The sequence below is a fragment of the Pseudarthrobacter sp. NBSH8 genome, assembly GCF_014217545.1.
In the GTDB taxonomy this organism is placed as follows: Bacteria; Actinomycetota; Actinomycetes; order Actinomycetales; family Micrococcaceae; genus Arthrobacter.
The window spans coordinates 1,057,592-1,081,213 of record NZ_CP043178.1 but is presented as its reverse complement, the minus strand read 5'-3'; the positions used below and the strand labels follow the sequence as shown (position 1 = coordinate 1,081,213).

The following is a 23,622-nucleotide window of genomic DNA, read 5'->3' as shown; positions in this document are numbered from 1 at the left end:
CAGGTCTCGCTTTTTTGTGGGTGACGGGCGCACCTATGGGGAGGGATCCGCGTGTCTCACACCGGTCTTCTGGAAAAACGTCCCGCCATCAGTAGGAGCACGGCCAGGCTGGGTTGGCTGATCGCGCTTGGTGCTGTTGTGCTGGGTGTTCTTGGACTGTATTTTGCCGCCAACAGCGGCACGACCACGGCCGTGGTGGCGGGTGACTTCGCCATCCTCATTGCCGCCGTGCTGGCAGGCCGAAGCTGCGCCAGCGCCGCCTGGCGCGGTGGGGTGAACGCCCGGGCCTGGACCCTGATGTCGGTGGCCGCTTACGTATGGGCGGCCGGTATGGCGGTGTGGACCTACCTAGGCCTCACCAACGACCACGTGTACCCGTTCCCCTCCTTGGCCGATGCCCTGTTCCTCGCGCATTCGGTGCCGGCTGCCCTCGCGCTTTTCAGCTTCAGGCGCCCAGGCGGCACCACCCGCGCGGGACTGGCACGGACGGTGCTGGACGCCGCGGTGATCGCCGGCTCAGTCCTGGTGGTCAGCTGGTACACGGCGCTGGGCCCGGCGTTCAGCGCGGAAGGTGACCTCCTGACCCGGCTCACGTCCATGGGCTACCCCGTGATGGACATGGTCATCACGTCCCTGGTGCTTGCCCTGGGGATGCGCCGGCAGCCCGGCGAACGGCTGCCGTGGATGTGTTTCGGCGGCGGCCTGCTGTTGCTCACCATCACCGACAGCACCTATGTGAAGCTGACGTTCGACGGCGTCACGGGCGTCACGGGATCGCCCCTCGCCCTTGGCTGGATCGGCGCCTTCCTCCTGATCGCGCTGGCACCGCTGCTCCCCTATGCGGAGAAACCCCGGCAGGACCGCAAGGCGTTTGCGCTGGCCCTTGAACTGCTCCCCTACGCGCCGATCCTGGTGGCCGTCATGATGATCGCCCAGGGGCACGTCAGCGCGATGAGCGCCTTCCTGCTGACGGTGGCCAGGATCACTGTGGCCCTCATCCTGGTCCGCCAGGTGCTGATCATCATCGAAAACCTCACCCTCACCACCGGGCTGGAGCAGGAGGTGGCTGCCCGGACGGCGGAGCTCGAGGGACTCGGCGCGATTGTGAATTCATCTGCCAACGCCATTATGGGCACCACCCCTGACGGTGTGATCTCCAGTTGGAACCCGGGTGCTGAAAAGGTCTACGGCTACACATCGGCCGAGGTGATAGGGCGGCATGCCGGCTTTCTGCTGCCGCCGGAACGCCGCGGCCGGGTGGCGGAAGTCCTCGCCTCTGTCGCCGCAGGTGGCGAAGCCCAGACCTTCGAAAGCGAGCATGTCCGCAAGGACGGCTCCAGGGTCCCGGTAGCGATAACCGCCTCCCCCATCCGCGATGGTCAACGTGTGCGCGGTGTCGCGAGCATAGCCCAGGATATGACTGTACGCAGGGCAGCCGAGAAAGAACTCGAGGCGGCCCGCGAGGCTGCACTGGAATCCAGCCGGCTCAAGTCCGAGTTCCTGGCGACGATGAGCCACGAGATCCGCACGCCCATGAACGGCGTGGTGGGACTGACGGCACTTTTGCTGGAGACACCGCTGGACCAAACGCAAAAGCAGTACGCCCAGGGCGTCAAGGGCGCCGGTGAGGCGCTGCTGTCCCTCATCAACGACATCCTGGATTTCTCCAAACTCGAAGCCGGGAAGGTTGACCTGGATATCCGCGCCTTCGATCCCCGCGTCCTGGTGGAGGAAGTGGCGGGCTTGCTGACCGAGCCCGCGCGGGCCAAGAACCTGGAGCTGATCGCCTACTGCGAACCGGACGTTCAGGCCAGGCTGCACGGTGATTCCGGCCGGATCCGCCAGATCCTGCTGAACCTCGCCTCCAACGCCGTGAAGTTCACGGCGGCCGGGGAAGTTTCCATCCGTGTGACCACCGAGACGCCGGACGCGAAACCAGGAGCCACCGCCATGGTCTGCTTCGAAGTCAGCGATACCGGCATCGGCATCGACCCCGCGCACCACGCGCGGCTGTTCGAATCCTTCTCCCAGGCCGATGCTTCCACAACCCGGCGCTACGGCGGCACCGGCCTGGGCCTGGCCATCTGCAGCCGGCTCACTGAGGCCATGGACGGCGAGATCGGGCTGGACAGCTCTCCGGGCGAGGGCAGCACGTTCTGGTTCCGCATCCCTGTGCCCGTGGCCCCGCCGTCCACGCATCCCGTGCCGGCGGCCGGTTTCCTCACCGGGCTGCGTGTCCTGGTGGTGGACGACAACGCCACCAACCGCCTGGTGCTGGAATCCCAACTGCGCGGCTGGAAGTTGCAGCCGGAGGCGGTGCCGGATGCCCGGGCCGCATTGGCCCGCGCCCACGAAGCCGCAGCGGACGGCATTCCTTTCCACCTCGCCGTACTGGACCTCTGCATGCCCGATACCGATGGACTGGAGCTGGCCCGCGAACTCAAGGCCGACGCCGCACTGGCGGACATCGAGCTGATTATGCTCACGTCCACCATGCAGGTCAACGCCGCCGAGATCGCCGACGCCGGAGTCCGCGAATGGCTCATGAAACCGGTCCGCAGCTCTGAGTTCTACAACCGCCTGGTCCGGCTGATGTCCACGAGTGAACACCACGCCCCGGCGCTTTCCGCGTCCGGCCGGCCTTCCGACGCGGACCTGACTGCTGAGTTGTCGTCTGAGCCGCTCGCCCACTCCTCCGCTGGGCTGTCCCTTCGAGGGAGGCCCCCTGCGCCGTCACGGGGCCGCATCCTTGTGGTGGAGGACAACGAAGTGAACCAGCTCGTGGCCCGCGCCACGGTGGCCAAGTTTGGTTACGCCGTGGATGTAGTTGCCGATGGAGCAGAGGCCGTAGCCGCCACCGCCAGTACGCGGTACGCCGCCGTCCTGATGGACTGCCACATGCCGGTGATGGACGGGTTCGAGGCTACCCGCGTCATCCGGCGGCGCGACGGGGCCAGCCATCTCCCCATCATCGCCATGACCGCCGGCGCCCTGGACGGAGACCGGGAACGCTGCCTCGCGGCAGGCATGGACGATTACCTCTCCAAGCCGGTGGACGCTGCCGAGCTTGAAGCAGCCCTCGCCCGCTGGGCCCCCGAGCAAGCGCCGCTCTCTACGCCGCAAGAGCCGGAGGCTAGTCGGCTGGAGGACGCTCCCCAGCTGGAGGCACCTCAGCTGCTGGCCGTCACCGGCGGAGGTGCGCCGGCCCTTGACGCGGAGCGGCTCGCCATGTTGCGCGGCCTCGGCCCGGAGGACGGCCTGGGCTTGCTTCCCGCCACGACGGAAGCATTCCGGAAGGACGTTCCCGCACGTCTCGCGGCGTTGCACGAAGCGGTGACCGACGGCGGCGGGCCGGCCCTGGCGCAGGCGGCGCACGCATTTAAGGGTGCGGCGGCCAACATCGGCGCCACCGCCGTCGCCAGACTGTGCGGGGAACTGGAGGCGATGGGACGCAGCGGCAAGCTCGACGGCGGCCCGCAGCTGGTCTCCCGGCTGGAAGGTGAGCTCGTGCGGGTGGACTTTGAACTCAACTTAGCGCTGGAGGTGGCACAGTGAAAGTCCTGGTGGCAGATGACGATCCGGGCTCGCTCCTGGTGGCACGCGCCGCCGTCGAACGCTCCGGGCATGACTGCCTGACGGCGGCGGACGGTGACGAGGCGTGGGCCCTGTACCTGGAACACCAGCCCGATGTTGTGGTCACGGACTGGATGATGCCCGGCATGGACGGACTGGCGTTGTGCCGGGCCATCCGGGCGCGCGAGGCTGACCTGTACACGTATATCGTGCTTCTGACATCGCAGGGATCCCGGGACGATGTGCTCGCCGGACTCGAAGCCGGGGCAGACGACTACGTCACGAAGCCGCTGGACCCGTTCGTCCTGCATGCGCGTCTCCTTGTGGCACTCCGGGTGACTACGCTGCATGCGGACCTGGCGCATTACCGGAAAGTGCTTTCGCAGCAGGCGCGGACCGATCCGCTCACCGGCCTGCACAACCGGCTCAAGCTCTCCGAGGATCTCGGGCAACTGCATGCGCGCAGCCAGCGGTACACGGAGGGGTACTGCGTGGCCATGTGCGACGTGGACAACTTCAAGAGCTACAACGACATCTACGGGCACCAGGCGGGCGATCTCGCGCTGCGGGCCGTGGCGAAGGCGCTGGTGGGTGCGGCCCGGAGGAGCGACGGCGTGTACCGGTACGGCGGCGAGGAGTTCCTGCTGGTGCTGCCGAACCAGTCGCAGCTGAGCGCCAAGGCCTTTATGGAGCGGGCACTGGACAGCGTGCGCGAGCTGGAGATTGTCCACTCCGGGGACCCGCTGGGGCAGCTGACGCTAAGCGCCGGGATTTCCGCGTTCACCGCCGAGCACCGGGCCGACGCCGCCACCCTCCTGGGCGAAGCGGACGCGGCACTTTATGCTGCCAAGGCGGCCGGCCGGAACCGGGTGGAGCTGGCGCTGCAGTAGCGGCTACGCCGCTTTTTTTCGCTGCTTCGTTTGAGCCGGCTGCTTCTTGCCGGGCTGCTGCTGCACCGGATGGCGTTTCACGGGCTGCTGCTGAGTGACCGGGCGGTGCGGCGCGGGCTGTTTGGGGGCGGACTGCTTCGGGGCTTCAGGCTCGGCGGGCTGCTCCAACTCAACCAACGCGTACATGCGGTTGCGGCGCCAGCGGCGGACCAGGTCCATGCCGGCCAGGACGCCTGCCAGCGGCGTCAGGACAGCCGCGGCGTAGACGAACAGCATCCAGGTCAGGGTGGCCATGGGCGGCTGGTTGTTGTTCAGCAGCGAGAGCCCGCCGAACATGGCAATCACCCAGAACAGCAACACTGCCGTCAGCACCGCGGCCGCCGGGAAGTACTGGTTGCGTAGGATTTTCTTCAGGGTTTCCATGCATTTCCTCCTGTCTGGCCGGGGTGCGGCGAGAGGCCGCATGAACACCAGTATGCGGCTGCCGGACCGTGGATTTGCGCAACACGCAGGCGGTGGTGACGAACGTAACTGCGGCAAGGTTGGGGCCGGTGATCCAGCCCATCGTGATCCAGGGTTTCGACAGCCTCATGCACCGGCTGGGGCTTCCGTACTTAAGGGCACAGCCAATACTGTGGACGCCATCTGCCCTTGACCTTGACCTTGGAGGACCTTATGCGCAAAGTCACGTCCGGCCTGTTCCATTCCGTTGATGGCGTGGTGTCAGACCCATTCCGATGGCAGTTCGACAGCTTCGACGACGACCTCGGCCGGGGCCTGACCGGCATGATGGAACGCGTGGACACCGTGGTGCTGGGCCGCGTGAGTTACCAGGAGTGGGCCGGCTACTGGCCAACAGCCTCCGCGGACAATGACTTCGCCGGCTTCATCAACCCGGTGGAGAAGTTTGTGGCCTCCCGGACCCTGTCCGAGCCGCTCGAGTGGCAGAACTCGCACCTGGTCGAGGGACCGCTGGAGGAATTCGTGGCCGGCCTGAAAGCGCGCGACGGCGGCGAGATCGCCGTGACCGGCAGCATTTCGGTGGTGCGCCAATTGCTGTTCGCCGGGCTGCTGGATGAGCTGACCCTGATGACCCACCCTGTGGTGGCCGGCAGCGGCAGTAAGCTGTTCGAGGACGGGGACCCCGTGACGCGGCTCGCCCTGAAGGACCAGTACCGGACCACGAAGGGCAACGTCATCAGCACCTACGGCCTGCTGGGCGAATAACGGGCAAACGCGGCCGTCACCACGGCGCCGCGCTCAGGGCACTTTCTGCAGATTGGTCAGAACGTGAATGAATGTGCTGGTCGGCGACGGATTCCTGCTGCCTGCCCTCTTGCCTGGTGCGGAGCAAGTCCTTGACGATCTGGGTGAGGGTCAGAGCCTGCCCGGCCGTCCAGGCCAGGCCGAAACCGATCGCACCGGCCTCGGAGCGCGCCCTGGTAATGATCGATTCGATGCGGTGCTGTTCTGCAGGGTAGAGCGGAATGCCCCGGTCGGTGCGGTAGGAGTCGGCGGCCGCCAGCACGCGAATAGCAAGCTCGACGCCATGCCCGGCCACGTAGACGCCGGCCAATGACTCGAGGAAACCCACGAGGTTGCCCTGTGCACCCAACTCGAATCCGGCGTCGACCGCCTCGAGGAGCAGCCGTTCCGCGGCGTCGTATTCGCCGGCCCGCTCTGCGTTTTCGGCCAGGTTAGTCAAAACCACCCCGAGGGCCCATCGATCGCCGAGCGGTCGTACAAGCCTGACGCTCTCGCGACTCAGGTCAAGGGCTCGCGCGTGGTCACCGGCGTAGAAGGCTAACCGCTCCAGAACAACGAATGCGGCAGCGCGAGTCCGGGGGCTGGCATGAGGTATGGCCAATGCTTCGGCAGCGAGTTGGTGGGCGGTGACGGCGTCGTTGAGCTCCATCGCCTGCACGGCCAGGCACATCGTGGTCCAGGCGGCGCCTTCTTCGTTGCCAGCCCTCTGGAATGCCTCAAGCGCGCGGTGGTGAAGGTCGGCCGCCGCGTCGTTGCGACCGAGGAGCCAACACAGAGTCGCTGCTCCACTGAGTGCAGGGGCTTGGAGCGAAGGTGGAGCGTCGGGTGCGCCCGCGACCAGCTTGAGGGCGATCTCGCATTGCTCGGCCACGTCCTCGGTGAGCTCCCAGTAATGCCAGAGTTGCCCGACCATTCGAAGCGCCAGGTCCGTGGAGCCATCCGGCCCCGTTGCCCACAACAGTGCGGCGCGCAAATCGGGTGTATCAGCATTCAGCAGCCGGAAGGCGTCCACTTGCTCGCGCCCCCACAGCTGTGGGCCGACAGACTCAGCGAGGCCGAGGTAGTACTCAGCATGCCGGCGCCGAACGGCCGACACATCGTTGAGCACCCGGAGCCGGTCACGGGCAAACTCGCGAATCGAATGCAGCATCGACACGCGGATTTGTCCCGCGGGATCGGTATAGCGATGCAACAGGCTATGGCGGGCTAGGGAGATGAGCAAGTCTTCAGGCATCGTTTCCGTGCCCGGAGGCTGAGCACAGATGCTATTGACTGCCGCTATAGTCGGATCGCCAGCGAAGACGCCGAGCTGATCGAACAGCCGCCGCTCAGCCTTACGCAACAGCTGGTGGCCCCACTCGATCGTGGCCGTGACTGTCCGCTGGCGGTCCGGAAGGTCGCGGAAGGCTGCCGGCAGCGCGGCAAGGCTGACCTCCAAGTCGTCCAGGAGCTCAGTCTCACTGCGATCCCGCAACTGGGCGGCGGCCAGTTCGATTGCCAGCGGAAGGCCGTCCAGGCGGTGGCACAGACGGGTCAGAACAGCCGCGTTGCCGTGGTCGAGATCGAAATGCGGACGGACTGCCCGGCCACGGGCCAGGAGCAGCTTCACGGCCGGCACCTCCCGTAGCAGAGGCGGCGGGAGGGGCTGGTCAATCGGGGGCAGAGCCAACGGTGCGAGCTCATATTCGTATTCGGCGCGCAGTCCAAGTCTTCGTCGGCTGGTGGTCATGATCCGCAGGTCGGGGGCGGCGGTGAGCATGCCAAGCACCACCGGCCACGCCTCCTCCAGATGTTCGAAGTTGTCCAAAACCAACAACAGCCGGCGCGAGTGTAAGAAGCGAGCCGCGACCTTCAGCGGGTCTTCTCCGGCCCGGTCCTGCAAGCCGAGCGCAGCAACTATGGCGGCCGGCACTTGTTGAGTCTGGGTGAGCGGTGCGAAATTGACCCAGCCCACGCCGTCGGCCATTCGCTCACCGAGCTGGGCCGCTGCTGCCAAGGCCAACCTGGTCTTGCCGGTCCCGCCGGCGCCCGTTACGGTAACCAGCCTGCACCCCTCCGCGGCATACATTGAGCACAGCTCTCTTACCTCTGCATCCCGCCCGACGAACGGGGTGAGTTCGGCCGGGAGGTTGTCCAGCCGTTGCCTGATCCTGCGGTGTCCGTCAGCGGCGGGGGCCGCAAGCAAGGCTTCCTGCCGAAGGACCTGGCCTTCCAGTTCCTGGAGGCGTGCACCGGGATCAATACCCAGTTCCTCGACGAAGATGCTCCGCGCTTTACGGCATGCCGCCAAAGCATCGGCCTGCCGGTCAGAGCGGTACAAGGCGAGCGCAAGTGAGGCCCACAGTCGCTCCCGGTATGGATGCCGGGACACGAGCCGCTGCAGCTCCCCCACCAAAGTGCCGTGTCGGCCCAAAGCGAGCTCTACGTCGATGAGGTCTTGGTGCGCGTCCAGCCGGGCTTCCTCCAGTGCGTCCAGGTCCGGGCGCAGAAGCTCGACGTCGGCAAGGTCCGGGAAAGCGGCCCCTTTGAAGAGCTCTACAGCCTGGCGCAGATATTCGGTGCCTCCGGCCAAATCCCCTGCCTGCACGGCCAGTTCACCGGCGGTGACGTGTTCGCGGAACTGCAGGAGGTCGAGCTCGTCCTCGGTGACTGTCAGCAGGTAACCGCCCGGCCGGCTTGCCAGGCGCTGGGTAGCAACCCCCTTGGACCGGTCCGGTTGGAGCAGGCGCCGCAGGTTGGCAGCGTACACCTGCAGCTGCAGGCCCGGCCGCGCGGGCGGGCGGCCGTCCCAGACGGCTTCAGTCAGGAAGTCAGTGGAGACCACCGAGTTTGCCCGCAGGGCCAGGCATTCAAGAACGATCCGCAGCTTCCCCCTGCCCACAATGACCGGCGCCCCGTCGGCAACAACTTCCAGCGGGCCCAGGGTCCTGATCCACAATGCGCCCATCGCCAAGCACCCCTCACCGACCGGCCGCTGGCCCGGACCTGGTCGGCCCTGTACCGCGGAGCTCATCGACCAGCGACCCCATAGCGCCCGCCCTGACACCCGATGCGGCCTGGAAGTTCCGGCCACAACAACCCCATCATGCTCCCGAGGCAGGCGAAGGGTCCAGTAGTCCGCGGGCGATTAAGGACCGGTTAAGCCCTGCGGGCCACGCTGAGAAAACCAACCCGAAATACGTCCGAAAGGAAATCCCATGAAAACCAGCAGCATTACTCGCAGCTTGGCCTTGTCTGCCCTTGCAGCAGGTGCCCTCGTCGCGCCCGCCCACCCGGCTATTGCCGCCGCTGCTCCCCAACCGATTGCAGTCTCATACTACGAGTCATGCCCGGGCTTCAAAGTGTTGGTGACGGCTGACGGCAAGGTCGGGGTTATCGACCTGCCCGGTGACCGAGCCAAGATCATCTGGCCGGGCTTGACTGTCACTCTCACGGCAAAATCAGGGGAATCCATAACCTACGAGGGCGCCTCGGGCGTGACCCACATTAAGCCAGCCTCCGATGGCGGCCAGTACGTTACCGCGACGGGACGCAACATCATCACCGTTCCTAAGGCAAACGGGCATCCTCTGGGGGTGTACTTCACCATCGGTACCGTCAACTGGACCCTCAACGCCGACGGAACCGAACGCGGAGGCATGTTCACCGGTACCGGCACAGTGGTTGACGTCTGCGCCGAACTGGCCAGCTGAGTCCTAGGCCCTGTTCCGTTCCAGTGACTGGCCGATGATCCGGGCGCCTTCAGGAAAGGCGCCCGGATTCGTCCCCGAGTAGTTGAGCCGGATGAACGGCCCTGCCGGTTCGGCCGGGAACCATTCGTTGCCGCCGGCGATGATCACCCCGGCGGTTTCACAGTCGCGGGTCAGCCGTTCGAGGTCGGTCCCGTCTGGCAGCCTGGCCCACAGGTTCAGGCCGCCCTTGGGCACCTGCTCGATATGAGCCTGCGGGGCGTGCTGGCACAGGCTGGTGACCAGCAGGTCTCGGCGTGACTCGAGCTGGTGGCGGAGGCTGCGGAGGTGCGTCTGCCACCCGGGCTGCGTGACGACGTCGAGCGCTGCCGCCTGGAGCAGCCCGCTGACGTACATCGATTCCGCCGCCCGGTCCGCCAGGATGCGCTCCCTCGCCGGACCGCGGGCGATGACCGCGGCGACACGGATCGACGGTGACACGCTCTTGGTCAGCGAGCGCAGGTAGACCACGTGGCCGGAGTCGTCGCGGGAGGCGACGGGCACGGGGTTGGAGGTGATGCCGAAATCGTGCGCCCAGTCGTCCTCCACCAGGAACGCCCCCTTCGCGCGGACCACGTCCAGGACCTGTTCACGCCGTTCGGCAGACCACTGCGCGCCCGTGGGGTTGGCGTAGTTGGGCTGCGCATAGAACAGCCGCGCGCCGGACTCCTCAAAGGCGCGGGCCAGCTCGGCCGGGTCCGGTCCGTCCGGTCCGCTGGGCACCGGGACAATGCGCACGCCGGCCTGCGCTGCGGCCAGGATGGCACCCCAATAGGACGGCGATTCCATCAGCAACGGCTGTCCGCGGCCGGCGAGTGCGCTGAAAATGGAGCTCAGCCCGCTTTGACTTCCAGGGAGTACGACGACGTCGCTCGGGTTCGGCGGAGTAGTCCCGGCCGGCGTCGAGGCACCGAGTTCGTGCGCGAACCACGATTGCAGTTCCGGCAGGCCGGCTGCGGGCGGACGGAACAATGCAGCGTCGCCGCGGGCTGCCCGGGCAAGGGCGGCCCGCACCAGCCGCTCGGGCAGGAGTTCGCGGTCTGGGTAGCCGGAGTGGAAGGAGATGGCATCGTTGGCCACGTTGCGCATGGTGCTGGACGCCGGCGGCGGCGGCGCCAGCGGCGAACGGAGGGCCGCCGTCTGCCAGCCGTAATCGGAAGGTCGGGCGCTCCGGACGGCGCGCACAAAGGTCCCCACGCCGGGCCGGCTCTCGATCAGCCCCTGTGCCGAGAGCGTCTGCAGGGCCTTCTGCACCGTGACGGGACTGGCCTGGTACTCGGCCACCAGCGAGCGCGTGGACGGCAGCTTCGCACCGGGCGCGGCCGAAGAAATCCATTTCTTCAGGTGCGCCACAATCCGGGAACTGCTATCGTTATTCATGAGAGACAATAGTAGCGCTACTACGCTTTTACCGCCAGTGATACCGTCCGGCCAGCCCACCGGACTCTGGTGGGGTCTCATCGGAGTAGCGGCCTTCTCCTTCACGGTTCCGTTCACGAAGGTGGCCGTCGAGTCCCTGTCCCCGCTGTTTATCGGGTCAGGCCGTGCGGTGGTAGCCGCCATCCTCGCCGCCTTCGCGCTCGCCCTCACCCGGCAGCGGCTCCCCCACGGCACGCTGTGGGCGCGCCTCGCCGTGGTGGCCGGCGGCATCGTCGTCGGGTTTCCCCTGCTGACCTCCTTCGCGCTCACCAACACGCCGGCCAGTCACGGCGCCGTGGTGATCGCCCTGTTGCCCGCCGCGACGGCGACCGTGGCTGTTCTGCGCGGGCGCGAGCATCCCCCGCTGGCGTTCTGGCTCATCACCGGCGTGGGCGGGCTGGCCGCAATAGCCTTCGGATCCCTGCAGTCCGGCGGGTTCGGACAGCTGCACTGGTCCGACCTGCTGCTCCTCGGGGCAGTGGTGGCCGCGGCCATCGGCTATGCGGAAGGTGGCCTGCTGGCCCGCGAGCTGGGCGCCTGGCAGACCGTGTCCTGGGCGCTGTTGCTGGCGTCGCCGCTGATGGTGTTCCTGGTGGCGGTGTCCGTGGCGCAGCAGCCGCCGTCGGGCACACCGGTCCAGTGGTTGGCCTTTGCGTACCTCGGCGTGGTCAGCATGTTCCTCGGCTTCTTTGCCTGGTACCGCGGCCTGGCCATCGGCCCCATGGCCCAGGTCAGCCAGATCCAGCTTGTGCAGCCTGTGCTGAGCATCTGCTGGGCGGGTCTCCTGCTCGGCGAGTCGCTGACGTGGAGCACCATCGTGGGCGGCCTGGCCGTCATCCTCTGCGCCGGCGCCGCGGTACGGGTCAGGCTCAAGCCGGCGCCGTCCAGGAACTACTCACCCGGCCGGGCGCAGCCAACCTGGTCACCATGACCTCACAGGGCCCGCTCGCCACGCTGCTGCCGTTCGTGTACGACCCCTCGGCGGGCGAACGCGGCGCGTTGCACACCCATGTCGCCAGGAGCAACCCCCAGTGGTCCGAACCGGCCATCGGGGAATCCCTGATGATCATCCAGGGCGCGGACGCCTACATATCGCCGTCCTGGTATGCGTCCAAGGCCGAGCACGGACGCGTGGTCCCCACGTGGAACTACTCCACGGCGCACGTTTACGGCACCCTCGTGATCCATGACGATCCGGCGTGGATTGAAGGCCAGGTCAGGCGGCTGACCAACGTCAATGAAGCGGACTTTGAGCACCCATGGAGCGTGGACGATGCGCCGGAGCGCTACATTTCAGGCCAGCTTCGCGCCATCGTGGGCCTCGAACTGGTTATCACCAGGATCGAGGCGAAGACCAAGCTGAGCCAGAACCGATCCGCGGCGGATGTGGACGGCGTGGTCGCAGGAGTCAGCGCACGGGGGCAGGCGGTGAGCGCCTCCGATATCGAGCGGGCCCGGCCGCAATAAAGAGCAACGAAAAAGAGGACGACGTCGGCACTCCCATGAGTGCCGCCGTCGTCCACTATGCAAAATCTACGGTGTGCTGGTGGACGTTGTTGTCGGCGAGGGGCTCATGTCCTCTTCCGACTCGGCGGCTGTGGGCGATGCACTCGAGGTGGGGCTCGCCGTGCCTGTCGAGGAGCCGGTCGAGGTGCCGGTCGGCGAGGAGGTAGCTGAGCCGCCGTCGGCCTTGGCGAGAACCTCGTTCACGAGGTCCTCAAGCTCTTTCTGGTCGTCATCGCCCAGATCTGACCCGCCCTTGGTGGCCACCACCAGCAGCCTGCCCTCCGCAGCGGAGACCTGCATCAGATTCTCGTTGGTACCCTGGCCGCGCGTGCTCAGGGTGGCGAAGGTCTCCGCACCATCCGTTTCCGCCTGCAGTTCCTCGCTGGACACCTCGTAGCGCTGGCCCAGTGCCTCGACGCTGAAGTTGGCGCACTGGTTCATCTTGGCGCTCACTTCCTGGAGCAGTTCGACGGCGTCCGGGCCTTCGCTGCCGGACTGGGCCGACAAAGTGCGCGGCTGGGCGCTCTCGGAGAGGGCGACTGCCACGTCGCCGTTGTCCACCTTGTCGAGGAGCCCGGCAGCGGCGATGGACTTGCAGTCCTGAGGGTCCACCGTCGCCGTGCTCAGCAGCAGGTTGGCAATGTTGCTGCCCTGAGCCACTTGGTCCTGGGAATAGAGCTTTAGTTCGTTGCCTTCCGCATCCCGCATGCCGGCGATGAGTTCGCGCAGTTCATCTTCGCTGTAGACCTTGTCGGCTGCCGCCGCGCTGGTGGTGGCGGTGCCTGTGGGTGAGGGGCTCTGTCCGCCGTCTCCGCCTGTGCACGCCGCCAGGGCCAGAATGCTTGCTGCGGCCAGGCCAATCGCTGAAGTACTGCGCATCGAAACCACTCCTCAAGGATAGGAAGCATACTTGCGGTTGCTAGGTTAGGCCGTTTTAGCTGCCCGTCCAACAGGGCGCGGCAAAGCGGCTCAGCGTGCGACGAGCGCCTCACTTGCCTCCCACAGACCCTGCGCCAGCTCGGCATCGTACGCCTGAGCGTTGGCCTTGGCCAGGGCGCGCTTGGCGTAGTAGGCGCCGGAGATCCAGTCGGTTCCGGCGGTGCCGTTGATGAGCCAGAGCAGGGTGTCGGCGCCCTGGTCCGGGGTGAGCATAAACCGGTTGAGCAGCGTCTTGTAGGCATGCCGCATGGGGCTGGTGGACGCTGCCGCGAAGTTGGTGCGGACTACGCCCGGGTGGAACGCCGCCGTCGTGATTCCCTGCTCGCCGAAGCGGCGGTGCAGCTCGGATGTGAAGAGGATGTTGGCGAGTTTGGCCGTGCCGTAGGCGCGGTTGGTGGAGTAACTGTGCTCCGATTTGAGGTCGAAGAGATCCATTTTGCCGAAGCCGTTGGCGGCGCTGGCGGTGTTGATGACCGTGGCGTTGCTGGCGGTGAGGACGTCCATCAGCTCGGTGGTGAGCAGGAACGGCGCCAGGTGGTTGATCTGGAAGGTGGATTCGTTGCCGTCCACCGTGAGCTGGCGCTTGCCCATGATGCCTCCGGCGTTGTTGGCCAGGACATCGATCCGTTCGTAGTCGTCTTTCAGCTGCGCGGCGAGGGTGCGGACCTGGCCCAGGTCGGCGAAGTCGCTGACGAAATAATCGGCATTGAGCTCCTTCGCGATGGCCTGGGTCTTCTCCTCGGAACGGCCGACGACGACCACCCGGTCGCCTGCCTGCGTCAGCGTCTTCGCGGCTGCCGCGCCGATGCCGTCGCTGGCGCCGGTGATCACAATGGTGCGTTGGGTCAAGGGATGTCCTTTGGTTGGGGTGGGAACCTGAGAAGTGGGTGCGGACTCCTGCCAGCCTAGCGGTAGGCAATTCTGTCGCCGGCGCCCTAACGGGCATAAGCTGCACAAAGAATCTCACCTAGACCCTGGGAGAACCACCATGGAAATGGCCAAAGCGTCCGACGAAGCCAAGGAGCGGTTCCACTCCGTAGTGCCGGACATCCCTGAGGTGGTGGTCAAGCCGATGTTCGGCAACCTGGGCGCCTTCGTCAACGGCAACATGTTCGCCGGCCTGTTCGGCGCCACCATCGGTGTGAAGCTCGCCGACGCCGACCGGCAGGAGCTCGAAGGGGCCGAGCAGACAGTCCCTTTCGGCCCGGCGGAGCGGCCCATGGGCGGCTACACCGGACTCCCGGAGATGTGGAACGCCGACGGTGACGATGCGCGGGCAAAGGCCTGGGTGGGGAAGGCCTTCGAATACGTCGCGGAGCTCCCGCCCAAAGCGCCGAAAGCAGCCAAACCCCGCAAGTAGGGGCGCCCAGGAATACGACGACGACGGCGGGGTGGCCAGAATTTCCCTGGACGCCCCGCCGTCGTACTTCAGTCAGCCGTGGCTGGAGTCAGATCGCTAACCCGCCACGCCGGCGAGCAGGAAAATGACCGCCGCGATGGCGAAGCCCATAACACCGATCAGCGTTTCCATGACGGTCCAGGTCTTCAGCGTGGTTTTGACGTCCATGCCGAAGAAACGGCCCACCAGCCAGAAGCCGGAGTCGTTGACGTGGGAGACCACCACGGAGCCTGCCGCCACGGCGATGACCAGTGCGGCGACCTGCATGCCGTTCAGCCCCGCCAGTGCTACGGCCGGGGCGATAAGGCCCGCCGTGGTGGTCAGGGCCACGGTTGCCGAACCCTGGGCGATGCGCAGGATGGCGGCGATAAGGAAGCCGGCCAGGATCAGCGGGATGCCCAGGTTGCCCAGGACATCTGCCAGCGCGGCACCGATGCCGGACGCGCGGAGCACGCCGCCGAACATGCCGCCGGCGCCGGTGATCAGGATGACCGAGCAGACCGGGCCCAGCGAGGATTCGAGCAGCTTCTCCAGGGCGCCGGCCTCGGTGCCGCGGCGGGCACCGAGCACAAACATGGCCACGAGCACGGCGATCAGCAGGGCCACCGGGGTTTCGCCGATGGTGCGCAGGACCTGGAACCACTGCTCCTTCTTGACGGCTGCGTCCAGGACGCCGGAGGACGCGAGGGTGTTCAGGCCGGTGTTGATGAAGATCAGGACGAGCGGCAGGAGCAGGAGGCCGATGATGGTGCGGAAACGCGGCGGGTTGGACTCGGCTTCAGCGCTGGCGTGGCCCAGGATTTCCGGTACCGGGAGGACCAGTTTTTTGCCGGTCCAAAGGCCGAACAGGTAGGCGGTGACGTACCAGGTGGGGATGGCGGCGATGAGACCGGCAATCAGGACCAGGCCGATATTGGCATCAAAGAAGGCTGCAGCAGAGACCGGACCCGGGTGCGGCGGCAGGAAGATGTGCATCACGGAGAATGCACCGGCGGCCGGGAGGCCGTAGCGCAGCACTCCCCCGCCCAGGCGGTGGGCGACGGCGAAGACCACGGGCAGCATAACTACCAGGCCGGCGTCGAAGAAGATGGGGAAGCCGAAGATCAGGGAGGCGAGGCCCAGGGCGAACGGGGCACGCTTTTCACCGAAGACACCGATCAGGTAGTCCGCCAGCACTTTGGCACCGCCGCTGGTTTCAACGATGCGGCCGAGCATTGCGCCCAGGCCAACGAGGAGGGCCACGGTGCCCAGGGTTGTGCCGAACCCGTTTATCAGCACCGGTACCACCTGGTTGGCAGGGATTCCGGTGGAAAATGCCGTCGCGAGGCTGACTGCGATCAGGGCGATCAGCGCGTGCATCCGCAGCTTGATGATCAGGAACAGCAGTACGACGATCGCTGCTGTTGCGATGAGCAGCAGCGGGCCTGCGCCCAGCGTCTGGGTCCATCCTTCGATGACCATGGTTCTCCTTCGAAACAGAATTTATTGGGGTTTGTGAAAATTTGGGCGGGCTCAGCAGTCGGTGAGTTCCGCCTGGGCGGGAAGCGTGAGGCCTGCCAGCACGGCGGCGACGATCTGTTCCGGGGAGTTGGAGATGTCCAGGCGGAGGCTGCCGGCGGCAAGTTCTCGGTCGGTCAGAGGTTCCAGGGTGGCCAGCTGGCTGGGCAGGAGGGTAGGCGGCATGAAATGGCCTTCGCGGCCCTGCATGCGCTGGCCGATCAGGTCGGCGCCGCCGTCGAGGTGGATGAACAGGACCCGGCCCTGTGCTTCGGAGAGCAGGCGGCGGTAGCTGAGCTTGAGCGCGGAGCAGGTGAGCACGGTGCTTTCCCCGGCAGCGGCATGTGCGCTCATCCAGTTCTGGATTTCCTGCAACCAGGGCCAGCGGTCCTCGTCCTGCAGGGGAATGCCCTGGGTCATCCTGTCGATGTTGGACTGGGGGTGAAACTCGTCCGCTTCGGCACAGGCCCAGCCAAGCTGCCGGGAAAGAGCTGCCGCAATGGTGGACTTGCCGGAACCGGCAACGCCCATCACCACCAGGTGCGTGGCTGGATACTGCATGTTTACCTCCGAAGACGCCGTTGGCTAAGTGAAGAACGCTTTAAGCGCACCTCACAGGGAACTGCGCCGGGAGATAAGGTATCACCATTTGGAACCATAGATACTATCTTTGAGTGTCACAAGTCATACCTTTGGTTCAATCTTCGGTATCCTGTGAGTGCGCTGCGGCGCATAGAGAGGCAGGAAACATGTCGACGGCGACAGTGGACCACGCGGATACCGCGGACGACGGCGGGGCTTCCCCCGCGATGCATGAACGCGTTCTGGAGTCGGTTGGCGTCGCCATCGCATCCGGGAGCCTCCCACCGGGAAGCCGGCTTACGCTTGAGGGCATCCAGCTGGAGTACGGGATTTCCCGCACTGTCGCGCGGGACACTATGAAAGTGCTCGAATCCATGAACCTGGTGTACTCACGGCGGCGGGTGGGCATCGTGGTGCAGGAGCGCGGGCTGTGGAACGTTTACGATCCCAAGCTGGTGAGGTGGCGCCTCGCATCGGCCAACCGCGCCGAGCAGTACGGCAGCCTCACGGAGCTGCGCATCGCCGTCGAGCCGATTGCGGCTGCAGGTGCTGCCCGCCGGGCAAGCGCGGCTGAACGGACAAGGCTGGTTTTTCTGGCTGCAGAGCTGCGGCGGCTGGGTGAAGCCGGCGAACTCGAGGCGTTCCTGTCGGTGGACATCGAGTTCCACTGCCTGCTGCTCGAAAGCTGTGGCAACGAGATGTTTACCGCATTGGAAGGCATGGTGGCCGAGGTGCTCACCAGCCGGACCAAACAGGGTCTCATGCCCTTCAAGCCGCGGAACGAAGCGTTGCAGGCCCACGAGGATGTTGCGGCAGCGGTGGCCCGCGGTGACGCTGTGGCGGCGGAGACCGCAGTCCACCACATCCTGGACGAGGTCCGGAACGCGATGGGCCTGCACTGACTCTTCCGGGACGCCGCGTAAGTGAGTAGCCTGCACTTAGGGGCTCATGCAAAGGGTCCAAACATGCCGTGCAGACTAATCTGTGAGGTGAAAAATGGCCATCACCGGACATTCACGAATAGGGACCGCTTCAACGGCCGCTCCCCCGGTGGTACCGCTGCGTAAAGGCTCCATGGTGGTCGGCTGGCTCACCTCCACCGACCACAAGGTCATCGGGTACATGTACCTGATCGCCTCATTTGTGTTCTTCATGCTGGCCGGCGTTATGGCCCTGCTCATCCGGGCCGAGCTCTTCGAACCTGGCATGCAGATCCTGCAGACCAAGGAGCAGTACAACCAGCTGTTCACGATGCACGGCACCATGATGCTGCTGATGTTCGCCACCCCTCTGTTCGCCGGCTTCACCAACTTCATCATGCCGCTGCAGATCGGTGCCCCCGATGTCGCGTTCCCACGGCTGAACGCCCTGGCCTTCTGGTTCTTCCTGTTCGGCTCCACCATCGCCGTCGCGGGCTTCATCACCCCGCAGGGCGCTGCCGCGTTCGGCTGGTTCGCCTACGCGCCGTTGAATAACACCACGTTCACCCCCGGCGTGGGCGGTGACCTGTGGGTCTTTGGCCTGGCGCTGTCCGGCTTCGGCACCATCCTGGGTGCGGTCAACTTCATCACCACCATTATCTGCATGCGTGCTCCGGGCATGACCATGTGGCGGATGCCCATCTTCACCTGGAACGCCCTGGTGACATCCATCCTGGTCATCATGGCCTTCCCGCCGCTCGCGGCGGCCCTGTTTGCCCTGGGGGCCGACCGCAAGTTTGGGGCACACATCTATGATCCGGAGAACGGCGGCGCGGTGCTGTGGCAGCATCTGTTCTGGTTCTTCGGCCATCCCGAGGTGTACATCATTGCGCTGCCGTTCTTCGGCATCGTGTCCGAGATCTTCCCGGTCTTCAGCCGGAAGCCGATCTTCGGCTACAAGGGCCTTATCTATGCCACCATCTCCATCGCAGCCCTGTCCATGACCGTGTGGGCGCACCACATGTACGTGACCGGCTCGGTCCTGCTACCGTTCTTCTCCTTCATGACCATGCTCATCGCGGTCCCCACCGGCGTAAAGTTCTTCAACTGGATCGGCACCATGTGGCGGGGGTCCCTGACGTTCGAGACCCCCATGCTGTGGAGCCTGGGCTTCCTCATCACCTTCCTCTTCGGCGGCCTGACCGGCATCATCCTGGCGTCGCCGCCGCTGGACTTCCACGTGTCCGACTCCTACTTTGTGGTGGCACACTTCCACTACGTGGTCTTCGGCACGGTGGTGTTCGCGATGTTCGCAGGCTTCTACTTCTGGTGGCCCAAATTCACCGGCAAGATGCTCAACGAGCGCCTCGGAAAGATCCACTTCTGGATGCTGTTCCTTGGCTTCCACGGCACGTTCCTGATCCAGCACTGGCTAGGGGTCATGGGCATGCCCCGCCGCTACGCCGACTATCTGGTGGAGGACAACTTCGCCTGGATGAACCAGTTCTCCACCATCGGCTCCTTCCTGCTCGGCGCCTCCATGATTCCGTTCTTCTGGAACATTTACATCACGTCACGGAGCTCCGAACGCGTTGAGGTGGATGACCCATGGGGCTTCGGCGCCTCGCTCGAGTGGGTCACGTCCTGCCCGCCGCCCCGACACAACTTCACCTCGCTGCCCCGGATCCGTTCGGAACGTCCCGCCCTGGACCTCCACCACCCCGAGCTCCGCGTCCGCGAGCACGAAACCACGCACAGCCCTGCCGCGGCCGCCCTGGGTGCTGCCGATATCGGCGAACAGGATGTCCGCAGCCCAGACCCGGACGTGTGACCGGCTGGCCGGCGACGAATCATGAGCGACCGCGACGATTTTATGGCCTGGGTAAATTCATCGCTCCACCAGGCAGAACTGGCCCTGCACAATGGCGACTCTAACCCTCGCCGCGCGCTCTGGTCGCGCAGGGAACCGGTAAGCGTCCTCGGGGCATGGCGTAATACCCACGGGCAGCAGGAACTCGACGAACTCTTCACGGCGCTGGCGAAAAGTTTTTCTGACTGCACTTCCTACGCTTTTGAAGTGCTGGCGTACGACGTGGTGGGCAACATGGCCTACACAGCCGGGCGGGAACACACTTCGACATCCGTCGACGGTGCAGCCCGCACGTATTCGCTGCGGGCCACGCAGGTTTACCGGCGCGAAGACGGCGAATGGAAGGTAGCCCACCGGCACGCCGATACTGTGACCGAGTGAGGGAACGCTTGGCAGCACACCTGGGTTAACAAAAAGCAGGGCCGGTCAATTAGACCGGCCCTGCTTTGAAAATGAAACCCTAAGGCCCCAGAATCTCTAAAGAATTAGAGTGCCTGGATGTTGACGGCCTGGGGACCCTTGGGGCCCTGCTCGGTTTCGAAGGAAACCTTCTGGTTCTCTTCGAGTGAGCGGAAGCCGGAAGAGGCGATCGCGGAGTAGTGAGCGAAAACGTCCTGTGAGGAGTCATCGGGGGAAATGAAGCCGAAGCCCTTTTCAGCGTTAAACCATTTGACGGTACCAGTAGCCATTATTTTTTGTCCTTCGTGAAGGTGGAGGAAAAGTCCCGACTTTCGGGTCCTCCGGTGTGGGGTGTTCAAAACCGCTACTTCAGAAAGACGCGGACTTTCGACCGCGCGTACTGCCTGAATTACCAACTGCATAAACACAACAACAAAATCAACTGTACAGGAGATTTTGGCGACCGCTTACCACTCGGTGCGAAGGAGCGCCCTTCCCCCGCCCGTAGCGCCATACCAGGATGGCAGCGTAGGGACCTATGGCGACTACCGTCCCCCCTCAATTTTGCGGCTGCGCTGCTCCTGCGCCATTGGCCCATACGGATAGACCCCGACTTGAGGCTGGCTGGCCTGAGTCAGCTGTTTGGTTTCGTCCGGGCTGAGTTGCAGGTCTGCCGCAGCAAGGGTGTCGGCGAGCTGCTCTTTAGTCCGGGCACCCAGGATCACGGACGTGACAGCCGGCCGGTCAGCCAGCCACGCCAAGGCTACCTGGGAGGGGCTCACATCGTGGGCCGCGGCGATGTCTTCCACCGCAGCGATGACGGCCCAGGTATGGGGATTGTCATTGCGTGCCTTCCAGGCCTCCATGCCGCGTTCGGGGTTCTCGCCGAGCCGCGTGGCACCTGAAGGAGGTTGGTCCCGTTTGTACTTGCCCGATAACCAGCCGCCGCCCAGCGGGGACCACGGCAGCAAACCAATCCCGGCGTCGAGCGCAGCCGGGACAATCTCCGATTCAATTTCCCGGACCAGCAGGCTGTACTGGGGCTGCAGGGTCACCGGCGGGCTCCAGCCGTGGGCGCTGGCGACGTGGACGGCCTTGGTCAGCTGCCACCCGAGGAAGTTGGAGAAGCCGTAATAGGCGATCTTGCCGCGGCTGACGGAGTCGTCCAGGAAGCGGAGCGTCTCCTCCAACGGAGTGATCGGATCCCACGCGTGCAGCTGGTAAAGGTCGATCTGGTCCACGCCCAGACGGCGGAGGGAATCATCCAGGGCGCGGGTGAGGCGGCGGCGGGACGTTCCGACGTCGTTCGGTGCCGTTCCCATCGGAAAGCGGCCCTTGGTGGCGAGCACCGCCTTGTCCCTTACTTCCGGGCGCCGCGCCAGCCAGCGGCCCACAATCTCCTCCGATGCGCCCGCGCTGTATACGTCAGCGGTGTCGATGAAGTTCCCACCGGCGTCGAAGTAGCTGTCCAGCACTGCGTGCGAAGCCTCTTCCGTGGCTTCGGCACCGAATGTCATGGTTCCCAGCGCATAGGCGGAAACGACTGCGCCGCTGTGGCCCAGGGTTCGATATTGCATGGTGCTCCTCGGTGATCAGTTTTCGGTGGTCGTGCTGCGGTTGGTGTGGTAAGTCCGCCACGTATGTTCAGGCTCGAAGCCCAGCAGGCGCCGGGCCTTGTCGATCGACAGCATGGTCTCGTGTTCGCCCAACTCCCTGGTCACCGTGACGTCGGGGAACACCTCCGCGGCAAGGCTGGCGCTGGAACGCGTCATCACGGTGTCCGCGTTCGCGACGATGAAAGCCTCGAATCCAGGCTGCCCGTTTTCCAGCGCACGCGCCACAGCCTGCGCGCCGTCGCGCCCGTCAATATAGCCCCAGAGGTTCCACTTGCGCAGCGCGGCGTCGGCATCGAACGACGGGAACCGTTCATAGTCCTCAGGATCCATCACGTTCGAGAACCGCAGGCCCGTAATACTCAACTCCGGATCCCAGCGCGTCAGCTGGATGGCCATCTGCTCCTCAAGGTGCTTCACCAGGGAGTACGTGCTTTCGGGCCGGGCCGGATAATCCTCATCCACCGGAATGTAAGGCGGATCGACGTCAAACGGCAGTCCCAGCACCGTCTCGCTGGAGGCATAAACCACCTTCTTGATCCCGGCCCGCCGGCACGCCTGGAAGACGTTGTACGTGGAGAGCATGTTGTTCTCGAACGTGGCGGCATCCGGAATGATGCCGGGCGCCGGAACAGCACCGAGATGGACGACCGCGTCAAACCCCGAGTGCCGGTCGTCGAGACCCAGAAACACGTCAAGGACCTCGCCATAGTTGCGCAGATCCACGATCGCCAACCCGTGGCCCCGCTCCCCCGCACGATCAAGGTTCAACACCTGGTGGCCATCGCCGGTCAGCCTGCGGACCACATGCCGCCCCAATTTTCCGCTTCCGCCGGTCACTGCAATTCTCATGGGGTTACTCCTTCAGATGGTATTACTCGGCAGTCCGATCTGGCCTGCCGCCAGCGCTCTAAGTCCCAGCGCATCGGGACAACCCTGCTGCCTGTGTGCAGGGCAGACAGCCTTGTGCGTGCGCGACCGGTGCGCCGCGCACGCACTACCGGCGCATCCGGCAACGCACTGCGACTCTCCTGATTCAGGTCATTTATGAGGGTGTAAGCAAGCAGCGAGTAATCCATAGTCATCTTCCTGTCATTTAAGGGCACCAAACCAGGCCGCATAATGCCCTGTCCGGGGCTCGAAAACCCCCTCGCGGCAGCTCATTCGCAGCGGATCAAATGGCACCCTGCGGCATTACCCGCCCGTTCCAGCCGCTGAAGGATTCCAGCCCGGGATCCGCTGTCGTGAGGTGTACGAGGAAGACGCTACGCACGTTATGGGTTCATGTCAGCACGTTAGCCCCGCCCTGCTTTTCCTAGGACTGACAGACCTACCTTGGTTATAGGAGGCAGCGGGGACACCCGCCTCACCCGACCCTGACGTAGGGCTCGGCCAGAAGTTCCCCGCCGCCGGGCTGCTCGCCTCGGTGGTGCCGCACAACTACCCGGTAGTTCTCGGCCGCGATGTCGCCGGTATAGTCGCGGCAGTCGGTAAGGGAGTCGACCACGTTCAAATCGGCGGTGAAGTGTTCGGCCACGTCTTGCTTGCTCCTCAGCGGCCGGTGCGCATCCGATCACGTGCGCAACTCACAACGGCGGACAAGTCGAGCCCGTAGGCCGGCCCGTCGCCGGAACCGTACTCCTCGAGGCGGGCCGCACCGCGCTCGAAGAGCCGGTGCCCGCCAACGCTGTTCCCCCGAGCGGCGTGGGTAAGCCCGACGCAGATCTGGGCGAGACCTTGCCAAAGGTTGCGTTCTTCGGCCGGCCCAGCCTTCCAGCGGGCCTCGAGTACCTCGTGGGCGGCGAAAGGCCGGCCAGCGTCCACCAGACTCCGGGCCGAGACCAACGTCTGCGCCGGTGGCAGCGGCTCCTCCGAGACCGGCTCGACGCCAGCGCTTCCGTACGGCAACGGCCGCCCAAGAGCGTCACGTGGCCGGGCCTGCCGGGGGCGCCTTGAAGCATCCCGGTCCCTGTCACCGGTCATTGCAGTTTCCGCCCTGGGCGTCCGTGGACTTGATCGAC

General features: G+C 65.3%; 23 protein-coding genes. 11 read left to right on the top strand and 12 right to left on the bottom strand.

Annotated features, from left to right (window positions below; all coding sequences use genetic code 11):
* The first annotated feature begins 51 nt into the window (after positions 1-51).
* Positions 52-3,555: a response regulator gene (locus FYJ92_RS05025; protein ID WP_255482318.1), complete on the top strand. Its 3,504-nt coding sequence runs from the start codon at positions 52-54 to the stop codon at positions 3,553-3,555.
* Complete coding sequence (locus FYJ92_RS05020; RefSeq protein WP_185262870.1) at positions 3,552-4,463, top strand: diguanylate cyclase; 912 nt, start codon at positions 3,552-3,554, stop codon at positions 4,461-4,463. The genes FYJ92_RS05025 and FYJ92_RS05020 overlap by 4 nt, the downstream gene beginning before the upstream one ends.
* A gap of 3 nt (positions 4,464-4,466) precedes the next feature.
* Here FYJ92_RS05020 and FYJ92_RS18945 read toward each other — a convergent pair whose 3' ends face one another.
* Positions 4,467-4,886 carry a hypothetical protein gene (locus FYJ92_RS18945; protein WP_255482317.1) on the bottom strand — a complete coding sequence of 140 codons (420 nt, stop codon included), beginning with the start codon at positions 4,884-4,886 and terminating at the stop codon, positions 4,467-4,469.
* A 252-nt stretch (positions 4,887-5,138) separates the two neighbouring features.
* Between FYJ92_RS18945 and FYJ92_RS05010 the strand changes: the two genes are divergently transcribed.
* Positions 5,139-5,690 (top strand): dihydrofolate reductase family protein, encoded by a 552-nt coding sequence (locus tag FYJ92_RS05010; RefSeq protein WP_185263676.1) that lies wholly within the window; start codon positions 5,139-5,141, stop codon positions 5,688-5,690.
* Between the two features lie 16 nt (positions 5,691-5,706).
* Here the strand turns inward: FYJ92_RS05010 and FYJ92_RS05005 are convergent, their stop codons facing one another.
* Positions 5,707-8,676, bottom strand: coding sequence for a BTAD domain-containing putative transcriptional regulator (locus tag FYJ92_RS05005; protein WP_185262869.1), 2,970 nt, complete (start codon positions 8,674-8,676; stop codon positions 5,707-5,709).
* Between the two features lie 250 nt (positions 8,677-8,926).
* Between FYJ92_RS05005 and FYJ92_RS05000 the strand changes: the two genes are divergently transcribed.
* Positions 8,927-9,421, top strand: a complete 495-nt coding sequence (locus FYJ92_RS05000) for a hypothetical protein (RefSeq protein ID WP_185262868.1) — start codon at positions 8,927-8,929, stop codon at positions 9,419-9,421.
* 3 nt (positions 9,422-9,424) lie between these two features.
* Here FYJ92_RS05000 and FYJ92_RS04995 read toward each other — a convergent pair whose 3' ends face one another.
* The gene (locus FYJ92_RS04995) at positions 9,425-10,837 is read right to left on the bottom strand and encodes a PLP-dependent aminotransferase family protein (RefSeq protein ID WP_185262867.1); all 1,413 of its coding nucleotides are present in this window, start codon (positions 10,835-10,837) and stop codon (positions 9,425-9,427) included.
* On the opposite strand from FYJ92_RS04995, the gene FYJ92_RS04990 reads away from it, so the two are divergent.
* Positions 10,836-11,807 carry a DMT family transporter gene (locus FYJ92_RS04990; RefSeq protein ID WP_185262866.1) on the top strand — a complete coding sequence of 324 codons (972 nt, stop codon included), beginning with the start codon at positions 10,836-10,838 and terminating at the stop codon, positions 11,805-11,807. The two genes, FYJ92_RS04995 and FYJ92_RS04990, sit on opposite strands and share 2 nt — an antisense overlap.
* Positions 11,804-12,343, top strand: coding sequence for an FMN-binding negative transcriptional regulator (locus tag FYJ92_RS04985; protein ID WP_370526148.1), 540 nt, complete (start codon positions 11,804-11,806; stop codon positions 12,341-12,343). The genes FYJ92_RS04990 and FYJ92_RS04985 overlap by 4 nt, the downstream gene beginning before the upstream one ends.
* 66 nt (positions 12,344-12,409) lie before the next feature.
* On the opposite strand, the gene FYJ92_RS04980 is transcribed toward FYJ92_RS04985, so the two are convergent.
* Positions 12,410-13,261, bottom strand: a complete 852-nt coding sequence (locus tag FYJ92_RS04980; protein ID WP_255482316.1) for a hypothetical protein — start codon at positions 13,259-13,261, stop codon at positions 12,410-12,412.
* Positions 13,262-13,351: 90 nt separating this feature from the next.
* The gene (locus FYJ92_RS04975) at positions 13,352-14,170 is read right to left on the bottom strand and encodes an SDR family NAD(P)-dependent oxidoreductase (protein WP_185262865.1); all 819 of its coding nucleotides are present in this window, start codon (positions 14,168-14,170) and stop codon (positions 13,352-13,354) included.
* A gap of 139 nt (positions 14,171-14,309) precedes the next feature.
* Here FYJ92_RS04975 and FYJ92_RS04970 point away from each other — a divergent pair, with 139 nt between their 5' ends.
* Positions 14,310-14,681: a TfoX/Sxy family protein gene (locus tag FYJ92_RS04970; protein WP_185262864.1), complete on the top strand. Its 372-nt coding sequence runs from the start codon at positions 14,310-14,312 to the stop codon at positions 14,679-14,681.
* A gap of 96 nt (positions 14,682-14,777) precedes the next feature.
* Here FYJ92_RS04970 and FYJ92_RS04965 read toward each other — a convergent pair whose 3' ends face one another.
* On the bottom strand, positions 14,778-16,181 hold the full coding sequence (locus FYJ92_RS04965) for a GntP family permease (protein WP_185262863.1): 1,404 nt from the start codon (positions 16,179-16,181) through the stop codon (positions 14,778-14,780).
* Positions 16,182-16,232: 51 nt separating this feature from the next.
* Positions 16,233-16,778 (bottom strand): gluconokinase, encoded by a 546-nt coding sequence (locus FYJ92_RS04960; protein WP_185262862.1) that lies wholly within the window; start codon positions 16,776-16,778, stop codon positions 16,233-16,235.
* Positions 16,779-16,966: 188 nt separating this feature from the next.
* Here FYJ92_RS04960 and FYJ92_RS04955 point away from each other — a divergent pair, with 188 nt between their 5' ends.
* The 3 genes from FYJ92_RS04955 to FYJ92_RS04945 all read left to right on the top strand — a co-directional run bounded on the left by FYJ92_RS04955 (position 16,967) and on the right by FYJ92_RS04945 (position 19,970).
* Positions 16,967-17,701 carry a FadR/GntR family transcriptional regulator gene (locus FYJ92_RS04955; protein ID WP_185262861.1) on the top strand — a complete coding sequence of 245 codons (735 nt, stop codon included), beginning with the start codon at positions 16,967-16,969 and terminating at the stop codon, positions 17,699-17,701.
* A 94-nt stretch (positions 17,702-17,795) separates the two neighbouring features.
* On the top strand, positions 17,796-19,550 hold the full coding sequence (gene ctaD, locus FYJ92_RS04950) for a cytochrome c oxidase subunit I (RefSeq protein WP_185262860.1): 1,755 nt from the start codon (positions 17,796-17,798) through the stop codon (positions 19,548-19,550).
* Positions 19,551-19,571: 21 nt separating this feature from the next.
* Positions 19,572-19,970 (top strand): nuclear transport factor 2 family protein, encoded by a 399-nt coding sequence (locus tag FYJ92_RS04945; protein ID WP_185262859.1) that lies wholly within the window; start codon positions 19,572-19,574, stop codon positions 19,968-19,970.
* Between the two features lie 104 nt (positions 19,971-20,074).
* On the opposite strand, the gene FYJ92_RS04940 is transcribed toward FYJ92_RS04945, so the two are convergent.
* The 4 genes from FYJ92_RS04940 to FYJ92_RS18940 form a co-directional block, all read right to left on the bottom strand.
* Positions 20,075-20,278 carry a cold-shock protein gene (locus FYJ92_RS04940; protein ID WP_024365339.1) on the bottom strand — a complete coding sequence of 68 codons (204 nt, stop codon included), beginning with the start codon at positions 20,276-20,278 and terminating at the stop codon, positions 20,075-20,077.
* A gap of 255 nt (positions 20,279-20,533) precedes the next feature.
* Positions 20,534-21,565 (bottom strand): aldo/keto reductase, encoded by a 1,032-nt coding sequence (locus FYJ92_RS04935; RefSeq protein WP_185262858.1) that lies wholly within the window; start codon positions 21,563-21,565, stop codon positions 20,534-20,536.
* A gap of 15 nt (positions 21,566-21,580) precedes the next feature.
* Positions 21,581-22,453 (bottom strand): NAD(P)-dependent oxidoreductase, encoded by an 873-nt coding sequence (locus FYJ92_RS04930; protein ID WP_185262857.1) that lies wholly within the window; start codon positions 22,451-22,453, stop codon positions 21,581-21,583.
* Between the two features lie 514 nt (positions 22,454-22,967).
* The gene (locus FYJ92_RS18940) at positions 22,968-23,138 is read right to left on the bottom strand and encodes a hypothetical protein (protein ID WP_255482315.1); all 171 of its coding nucleotides are present in this window, start codon (positions 23,136-23,138) and stop codon (positions 22,968-22,970) included.
* Here FYJ92_RS18940 and FYJ92_RS19280 point away from each other — a divergent pair.
* On the top strand, positions 23,076-23,216 hold the full coding sequence (locus FYJ92_RS19280; RefSeq protein WP_370526249.1) for a hypothetical protein: 141 nt from the start codon (positions 23,076-23,078) through the stop codon (positions 23,214-23,216). The two genes, FYJ92_RS18940 and FYJ92_RS19280, sit on opposite strands and share 63 nt — an antisense overlap.
* Here FYJ92_RS19280 and FYJ92_RS04920 read toward each other — a convergent pair.
* Positions 23,153-23,584, bottom strand: coding sequence for a DUF309 domain-containing protein (locus tag FYJ92_RS04920; RefSeq protein WP_185262856.1), 432 nt, complete (start codon positions 23,582-23,584; stop codon positions 23,153-23,155). The two genes, FYJ92_RS19280 and FYJ92_RS04920, sit on opposite strands and share 64 nt — an antisense overlap.
* Positions 23,585-23,622 lie beyond the last annotated feature (38 nt).

Coding starts and splice junctions, on each gene's coding strand:
- FYJ92_RS18945 (WP_255482317.1), bottom strand. CDS start 4,886: ATGGAAACCCTGAAGAAAATCCTACGCAACCAGTACTTCCCGGCGGCC.
- FYJ92_RS05010 (WP_185263676.1), top strand. CDS start 5,139: ATGCGCAAAGTCACGTCCGGCCTGTTCCATTCCGTTGATGGCGTGGTG.
- FYJ92_RS05005 (WP_185262869.1), bottom strand. CDS start 8,676: ATGGGCGCATTGTGGATCAGGACCCTGGGCCCGCTGGAAGTTGTTGCC.
- FYJ92_RS05000 (WP_185262868.1), top strand. CDS start 8,927: ATGAAAACCAGCAGCATTACTCGCAGCTTGGCCTTGTCTGCCCTTGCA.
- FYJ92_RS04990 (WP_185262866.1), top strand. CDS start 10,836: ATGAGAGACAATAGTAGCGCTACTACGCTTTTACCGCCAGTGATACCG.
- FYJ92_RS04995 (WP_185262867.1), bottom strand. CDS start 10,837: ATGAATAACGATAGCAGTTCCCGGATTGTGGCGCACCTGAAGAAATGG.
- FYJ92_RS04985 (WP_370526148.1), top strand. CDS start 11,804: ATGACCTCACAGGGCCCGCTCGCCACGCTGCTGCCGTTCGTGTACGAC.
- FYJ92_RS04980 (WP_255482316.1), bottom strand. CDS start 13,261: ATGCGCAGTACTTCAGCGATTGGCCTGGCCGCAGCAAGCATTCTGGCC.
- FYJ92_RS04970 (WP_185262864.1), top strand. CDS start 14,310: ATGGAAATGGCCAAAGCGTCCGACGAAGCCAAGGAGCGGTTCCACTCC.
- FYJ92_RS04965 (WP_185262863.1), bottom strand. CDS start 16,181: ATGGTCATCGAAGGATGGACCCAGACGCTGGGCGCAGGCCCGCTGCTG.
- FYJ92_RS04960 (WP_185262862.1), bottom strand. CDS start 16,778: ATGCAGTATCCAGCCACGCACCTGGTGGTGATGGGCGTTGCCGGTTCC.
- FYJ92_RS04955 (WP_185262861.1), top strand. CDS start 16,967: ATGTCGACGGCGACAGTGGACCACGCGGATACCGCGGACGACGGCGGG.
- ctaD (WP_185262860.1), top strand. CDS start 17,796: ATGGCCATCACCGGACATTCACGAATAGGGACCGCTTCAACGGCCGCT.
- FYJ92_RS04945 (WP_185262859.1), top strand. CDS start 19,572: ATGAGCGACCGCGACGATTTTATGGCCTGGGTAAATTCATCGCTCCAC.
- FYJ92_RS04940 (WP_024365339.1), bottom strand. CDS start 20,278: ATGGCTACTGGTACCGTCAAATGGTTTAACGCTGAAAAGGGCTTCGGC.
- FYJ92_RS04935 (WP_185262858.1), bottom strand. CDS start 21,565: ATGCAATATCGAACCCTGGGCCACAGCGGCGCAGTCGTTTCCGCCTAT.
- FYJ92_RS04930 (WP_185262857.1), bottom strand. CDS start 22,453: ATGAGAATTGCAGTGACCGGCGGAAGCGGAAAATTGGGGCGGCATGTG.
- FYJ92_RS04920 (WP_185262856.1), bottom strand. CDS start 23,584: ATGACCGGTGACAGGGACCGGGATGCTTCAAGGCGCCCCCGGCAGGCC.